This is a genomic window from Falsiroseomonas oryzae (assembly GCF_027856955.1).
Lineage (GTDB): Bacteria > Pseudomonadota > Alphaproteobacteria > Acetobacterales > Acetobacteraceae > Falsiroseomonas > Falsiroseomonas oryzae.
Genome location: NZ_JAPSMD010000301.1, coordinates 1 through 6,706 on the forward strand (window position 1 = coordinate 1; position 6,706 = coordinate 6,706).

A 6,706-nucleotide genomic window follows, 5' to 3' on the forward strand; every position below is an offset into this window, starting at 1 on the left:
GCGCCCGCTGCGCCGCCCCCCGCGCCCGCGCCGGAGCCCGCGGAGCCGCCATCCGTCACCGCGCTGACCGACCACGACGTGGTGGTGGGCTATGGCCGCGTCGGCTCGCTGATCGGGCCCGGCCTGATCGCCGCCGGGCGCCCGGTGCTGGTGATCAGCGACGAGGACGAGGCCGCCGATGCGGCCCGCGCCGCCGGCGCCGAGGTGGTGGTCGGCAACGCCGCCGACCCCGAGGTGCTGGCCGCCGCCAACCTGCCCGGCGCCCGCCGCCTGTTCTGCACCCTGCCTGAGCCCTTCGAGGCCGGGCAGGTCGTGGAGCAGGCCCGCGCCGCCAATCCGCGGCTCGAGATCCTGGCGCGCGCCCATTCGGACGAGGCGGTGGCGCACCTCGTCTCGCACGGTGCCAACTCCACCGTGCTCGGCGAACGGGAGATCGCGCTGCGCATGCTCGAGCAGGCGGGCGCCGAACCCGCGGCTCAGCCCGCGGCGAGGTAGCCGAGGGCGCGGTCCACGAACTCCAGCCGATCCTGGCCCCAGAACAGCTCGTCGTCGATCGCATAGGTCGGCGCGCCGAAGACGCCGCGGGCCAGCGCGGCCTCACTGTCCTCCCGGCGCTGGCGGACCCATTCCTCGCGGTCGGCCTCGCCGATCAGCGCGGCGGGCTGCAGGCCGACATCGGTGATCAGCCGCGCCAGCACCTCGCGGTCGCCGGGGTTGTCGTCCTCCTCCCACAGCGCCTTCAGGATGCGGTGCGCCAGCGCCACGGCCTGCCGCTCGCCCGTCAACTCCCGCGTCGCGATGACGCATTGCGCGGCCAGCGCCTCGTCGAAGGGCGCGTGCGTCGGCGAGAGCTCGATCGGGATATCCAGGTGCGTCCGCCAGCGCCGCAACTCCGCCAGTCGATAGGCCTGGCGCTGCGGGCTGCGCTGCGGCACCGGCACGCCGCCGGAGGCCGGGAAGATCACGTTGCGGAAATCCACCGGGAAGATCCGCAGCGTGGCGCCATGGCGCGCCGCGATCGCCTCGATCCGCCGCGCGCCCAGATGCGTCCAGGGGCTGTTCAGCGAGACATAGTAGTCGATCACGGCGGCCATGGCGTCGATGCTCCTACTGCACGCGGATGTTGCGGGCCCTGATCATGTCCCGCCATTTCGCGTTCTCGGCGCGGAAATACTCGGGCCAGGCCTCCGGCGTGCCGACTGTCGGCACCACCGCCAGCGCGGCCAGGCGCTGGCGCGTCTCCGGCGCTTCCATCGCCGCCTTCGCCGCCTGGTTGGCGCGCTGGATGATCTCCGCCGGCAGGCCGGCCGGGCCCTGCAGCGCGATGTGCTCCTCCACCACCACGCCGGGCAGGCCCTGCTCGGCGAAGGTCGGGATCTCCGGCGCCAGCGGGCTGCGCTGCGCGCTGGCGACGCCGAGCGCCCGCAGCGCGCCGGACTGGATGTGCGGCAGGATGCCCGACGCCGCCTGGAACACCATCGGCGTCTCGTTCGCCAGCACGGCCTGCACCGCCGGGGCGCCGCCGCGGTAGCCGACATCCGTCACTTCGATCCGCGCCTCCTGCAGGAACAGCTCCGTCGCCAGGTGGGTGGAGCTGCCGGTGCCGGAGTTGGCGTAGGTCAGCCGGCTGTTCGGGCGCCGCGCGATCTCGACGTACTCCTGCACGCTGCGCGCGGGGAAGGCGGGGTTCACCACCATGATGATCGGCATCGCCGCCAGCAGCCCGATGCCCACGAAGTCGCGCTCGTTGTCGTAGGGCAGCTGGTAGAGCCAGGGCGCCATCGCATAGGTGCTGACGGTGCTCACCAGCAGCGTCGTCCCGTCCGGCCGCGCGCGCGCCACGCTGTTGAAGCCGATCGTGCCGTTGGCGCCGGTGCGGTTGTCCACGACGAAGCTGCGCCCGGTGTCCTGCGACAGCCGCTGCGCCAGGATGCGCGCCACCGCGTCGGTCGAGCCGCCCGCCGCCCACGGCACCACCAGCGTGACCGCGCGGTCCGGCCAGCTTCCCTGGCCCAGCACCGGGGCCGGCAGCAGCGGCAGCCCGGCCAGCGCGGCCAGGCGGCGACGGGTGATCATGGCGGTGTCCTCCTCGTTTCGTGACCCGGCCGGAGGCTGGCCCCGCCGCGCCCGGTGCGCAAGCGGGGCTGCCGGGCCCGGTACCGCGCTACCGGTTCTGGTCCACCCGCCGGAACCGCTGCACGCGCTGCCCGGTGTCCACCTCGCTGATGTAGAGGTTTCCGCCGCTGTCCACGGCGACGTTGTGCGGCACCATGAACTGCCCGGCATAGCGGCCCATGCGGCCGAAGGTGGACAGCACCTCGCCGTCGCGCCGGCGCAGCACGCGCGCCACGCTGTTGGTGTTGTCCACCGTGAACAGGAAGCGCTGGTTCGCGTCGCGGGACGGCACGAGGTCGGCGATCGCGCCGTTCAGCCGCGTCTCCCGCGCCACGAAGAATTCCTGCACGAAGGTCCCGTCGCGGCGGAACACCTGCACGCGGTTGTTGACGCGGTCGCAGACATAGACCAGCCCGTCGCGGGTGAGGCGCACGCAATGCACCGGGCTGCCGAAGCTGCGGCTGGGGGGCTGCGCCGGGTCGTAGGCCGGCAGCGGGTTGTCGTGCGGCCGCTCCCCATAGGCGCCCCAGTGGCGGAGGTAGGCGCCGGTATCGATGTTGTAGACCACGATGCGGCGGTTGCCGTAGCCGTCGGCCACGTAGATCTCGCGCGTGCGGACATCCACTTCCGTGTCGGCGGGCCGGTTCAGGTTCGCCGTGTCGTTGCTGCCGGTCGAGGCGCCGGCGCGGCCGATCTGCAGGCGGAACTGGCCGTCCAGCGTGAATTTCAGCAACTGGTGGTCGCGCGGCCCGTTGCCGGCCAGCCAGACATGGTCCTCGTCATCCACGTAGATGCCGTGCTCGCTCTCCGGCCATTCGTAGCCCTGGCCCGGACCGCCCCAGGACCGCAGCAGGTTGCCCGACTGGTCGAAGACCAGCACCGGCGGCGCCGCGACGCAGCAGATCGCCGGCTGCGGCGTGCGTCCTGCCATCACCTGGCGTTCCTGCAGCGAGCGCGGGCGGTGGATGACCCAGATGTGGTCGCGGCGGTCCACCGCGACGCCGGCGACCTGGCCGAAGATCCAGTTGTTCGGCAGCGCCTTCGGCCAGTGCGGATCCACCTCGAAGCCGGGCGGGATGTCCTCCGGCGCATGCGCGTCATGCGCCAGGACCGGCGCGGCCGAGAGCGCCAGGACGGCGGTCGCGGCCAGCAGGCCACGCCCCCACCGGGAGAGAGCTGTCATCATGCGTTCCTTCCCCTGCGCCGGGTCCCGGCAGCCCGCGCGGGAAAAGCCTAGCCTCGGGTTGCGCGCGGACGGAAGGGCGTCACGTGTCCAGCGTCGCCGGGTCGAACAGCTCCTCCACCGCCAGTTCCCGGCGCGCGAGGTGCTGCGCCGCCGACCAGCGGCAGATCGCCGCCAGCTCCGCCCGGTTGGCCGCCACGCCGTGCCGCCAGGGCGAGCCGCCGAAGGCCGCGCGCGCCGCGTCCCACTCCTCGGCCAGGAAGGGGAAGACCGTGGCCGGCGAGCTCTTCGCCAGGCTCGCCGCCCACTCCGCCTCCGCCACGCGCTGCGCCTCGGCGAAGGCGTCGAACAGCGCCCGCCCGACGCCCGGCGCGCGCGCCAGCACGTCACGCCGCACGCCTATCACATGCATGATCGGGAAGAAGCCGGTGCGCGCGTGGAAGGCCATCGCCGCCGCGCGCGGATCGGGGAACAGCCGCGTCACGCGGGGGTCGCCCGCGGCGAAGGCCTCCGGCGGCGTGGGGGAGAGCACGGCGTCCAGCTCGCCCGCCAACAGCGCGGCATTCAGCGTCGCGCCGTCCGGCAGCGGCCGCACATCCATCCCCGGCGGCAGTTCCAGCGCCAGCCGTTCCTTCCGGCCCGGCGCGTTGGTCCCTGCGGTGCGCCAGGCGATGCCATTGACGTCCACCCCGTGCTCGTCGGCCAGGATGCCGCGCAGCCACAGGCCCATCGTCATGCCGTATTCCGGGATGCCGACGCACCGTCCATCGAGGTCCTTCGGGCCCGCGATGCCGGCCCCGGCGCACAGGTAGATGCAGCCATGCCGGAAGGCCCGCGCCACGAAGACCGGCAGCGCGACGTACTGCGCCTCCCCGCGCGAGAGCTGGACGATGTGCGACGACAGGGACAGCTCCGTCACGTCGAATTCCGCGCGCGCGACGGCGCGCGGGAAGCTCTGCTCCGAAGGCAGCGCCAGCGCGGCGAGCCGGGCGCCCGCCACCGCCACGCGCCCGTCGAACAGCGGCCGCGTGCGGTCGTACTCGCCGCAGGCCAGCGTCAGCGTCAGCATCAATCCGCCCGGATCCCCGCGCGCTGGATCAGCACGCGGAAGCGCTCCAGCTCCGCCGCGATCAGCTGGCGGAACGCCTCGGGGCTGCGCGGCGCGGGCTCCGCGCCTTCCGTCGCCAGGCGCTGCGCCATCTCGGCATCGCCCAGCAGCCCGTTCACTGCGGCGTTGATCCGCGCGACGATCTCGGGCGGCGTGGCGGCTGGCGCCACCAGACCGTGCCACTGCACCACCTCGAAGCCCGGCAGGGCGCGGGCGGCCACCGGCACGATGCCTGGGATGATGGCGGAAGGCTCGCGCGCGCTGATGCCCAGCGCAACCAGCCGGTTGTCGCGCGCCGCGGGCAGCACGACGGGCGCGCCGGCGAAGCTGCACTTCACCCGGCCGGCCAGCAGGTCCGCCAGCATGGGGCCGTTGCCGCGATAGGGCACGTGCACCAGCTCGATCCCCGCCGCGTCGCAGAAGGCTGCCATGGTGATGTGGCTGGCCGCGCCGTTGCCGGCGGTGCCGTATTCCATCGTGCCCGGCCGCGCCTTCGCCAGGGCGATGAATTCCTCCGCGCTGCGCGCCGGCACGGAGGGATGCACCACCAGCACCGAGGGCAGGGTGGCCACCAGCGCCACCGGCGCGAAGTCGCGCAGCACGTCGTAGGGGTTGTTCGGGTAGATCCAGGGGTTCACCGCCAGCGTGCCGACATGGCCCCACATCAGCGTGTGGCCGTCGGCCGGGCCGCGCACCACGGTCATCGCGCCCACCGTGCCGCCGGCGCCGCCGCGGTTCTCGACCACAACGGGGTGGTTGCCGAGTGCCTGCTGCAGCTTCGCCGCCAGCGGCCGCGCCAGCAGGTCGTTGGATCCGCCGGGCGGGAAGGGGACGACGATGGTGATGGGCCGGCTCGGCCAACCCTGGGCGAGGGCAGGCCGGGCCAGGGGGCAGAACGGCGCGGCGGCGGCAAGCGCGCCGAGGGTGCGGCGGGTCAGCATCGGTCTCGTCTCCCGGCGGAGGGCGGGCGGACACTGGCGCAGCGGCGTGGCGCCCGCAACGGCGGGCCGGAACCCATATTCTGGTTGCGAATTGTCGCATACAGGAAATAATCTCATTTCGAGGGACGATGCTGCCAGAATCGTGCGTCGCGCACGGGCCTGAGGAATGGAGACCCCGGGGAACCACGAAAGGAAGACGAGGCCATGTGGAGGAAGCTTTCCGCCGGCACACTCGCGCTGCTGGTTTCCGCCCCGGCGTCGGGGCATGCGGCGATCGTCAGCTATTTCGGGCAGGACCTCGCCAGCACCGATCCCATCGCCACCTCGCGCCCGAATTCGGAGGCTGTGCGCGCCGCCTTCCTGACGGACATCGGCACGAGCGGCACCGAGACCTTCGAGAGCGTGGCCGTCGGCGCGACCGTACCCCTGGCGCTGTCCTTCCCGGCCGTCGGCACCGGCACGCTCACGGGCGACGGCACGGTGGAGGACACGGTCGATCCCCTGGTGGCCCGCTTCCCGATCTCCGGCACGCGCTACGTCACGACGGGCGGCTTCAGCATCGCCTTTGCCCAGCCGATCAGCGCCTTCGGCTTCTTCGCCACCGATCTCGGCGAGTTCGAGACCCTGGGCATCGAGCTTTCGCTGACCGGCCCCGGCGGGACGATCACGCGGACGATCGACGGCCTGCTCGACGGGCTCGCGAACGGCTCCGCTCTGTTCTTCGGGGTGCAGGGCACGGTCGAGACCTGGACCTCGGTGACACTGACCCTGCTGTCCGGCCGGGAGGACCTGTTCGGCCTGGACGACGTGATCATCGCCGCGGCGCGAAGCACCGATCCCGGCCCGGGCCCCGGGCCCAACCCCGTGCCGGAGCCCGGGACGCTCGGGCTGCTCGGGCTTGGCCTGGCGGGCCTCGCCGCCGCGCGACGCCCTGGACAGCGTCGGTCGGGCTGAGGCATCCTAGGAGGATGTTCCTATGCCGCCGGGCAGCGGGACGCGCTCCTTGAACCCGTGAATCCGTGCCCCCCGAGCCCACCCGCGGGGCGGGGCGGCGAATTTGTCCGAACCCCGCACAGCGCCGATCCGGACAAAGCGCCAAAGTGCCAAGGCGGCGGGCGGGGACGGGTCGCGCCCCCGCTCCGGGCGCCCGCCTATCCGGCCCGGACGCTGCCCAGGATCTCCACGGCCGCGCCGATCCCGGCTTCCCGCAGCCGCGGATGCGGCAGGGTCGCGGCCTGGTCCAGCACCTCGCGCCCCAGCGCCAGCCGCGCCTGCCAGCCGAGCTCGTGCAGGTCCGTCGGGCCGGAGGGCGGGACCGGCGGGCCCGGCGGACGCGGCGGGCGGAAGAAGCGCCGCGGC

The 6,706-nt window shown here is 73.4% G+C and carries 8 protein-coding genes; 2 read left to right on the top strand and 6 right to left on the bottom strand.

Annotation, left to right across the window (positions count from 1 at the left end):
• The coding region (locus OZN99_RS22315; RefSeq protein WP_270937459.1) for an NAD-binding protein at positions 1–495 on the top strand (495 nt) is incomplete at its 5' end.
• Here the strand turns inward: OZN99_RS22315 and OZN99_RS22320 are convergent.
• The 5 genes from OZN99_RS22320 to OZN99_RS22340 all read right to left on the bottom strand — a co-directional run bounded on the left by OZN99_RS22320 (position 477) and on the right by OZN99_RS22340 (position 5,347).
• On the bottom strand, positions 477–1,094 hold the full coding sequence (locus OZN99_RS22320; RefSeq protein ID WP_270937460.1) for a 2-hydroxychromene-2-carboxylate isomerase: 618 nt from the start codon (positions 1,092–1,094) through the stop codon (positions 477–479). The genes OZN99_RS22315 and OZN99_RS22320 overlap by 19 nt on opposite strands.
• Before the next feature lie 13 nt (positions 1,095–1,107).
• Positions 1,108–2,076, bottom strand: a complete 969-nt coding sequence (locus tag OZN99_RS22325) for a Bug family tripartite tricarboxylate transporter substrate binding protein (RefSeq protein ID WP_270937461.1) — start codon at positions 2,074–2,076, stop codon at positions 1,108–1,110.
• A gap of 88 nt (positions 2,077–2,164) precedes the next feature.
• Positions 2,165–3,301: an NHL repeat-containing protein gene (locus OZN99_RS22330; protein WP_270937462.1), complete on the bottom strand. Its 1,137-nt coding sequence runs from the start codon at positions 3,299–3,301 to the stop codon at positions 2,165–2,167.
• 79 nt (positions 3,302–3,380) lie between these two features.
• Positions 3,381–4,367 carry a substrate-binding domain-containing protein gene (locus OZN99_RS22335; RefSeq protein ID WP_270937463.1) on the bottom strand — a complete coding sequence of 329 codons (987 nt, stop codon included), beginning with the start codon at positions 4,365–4,367 and terminating at the stop codon, positions 3,381–3,383.
• The gene (locus OZN99_RS22340; RefSeq protein ID WP_270937464.1) at positions 4,367–5,347 is read right to left on the bottom strand and encodes a Bug family tripartite tricarboxylate transporter substrate binding protein; all 981 of its coding nucleotides are present in this window, start codon (positions 5,345–5,347) and stop codon (positions 4,367–4,369) included. Before OZN99_RS22340 ends, OZN99_RS22335 begins: the two co-directional genes overlap by 1 nt.
• Before the next feature lie 204 nt (positions 5,348–5,551).
• Between OZN99_RS22340 and OZN99_RS22345 the strand changes: the two genes are divergently transcribed.
• Positions 5,552–6,301 (top strand): PEP-CTERM sorting domain-containing protein, encoded by a 750-nt coding sequence (locus tag OZN99_RS22345; RefSeq protein WP_270937465.1) that lies wholly within the window; start codon positions 5,552–5,554, stop codon positions 6,299–6,301.
• Positions 6,302–6,498: 197 nt separating this feature from the next.
• On the opposite strand, the gene OZN99_RS22350 is transcribed toward OZN99_RS22345, so the two are convergent.
• Positions 6,499–6,706 (bottom strand): hypothetical protein (locus tag OZN99_RS22350; RefSeq protein WP_270937466.1); only part of this gene is annotated, 208 nt, incomplete at its 5' end.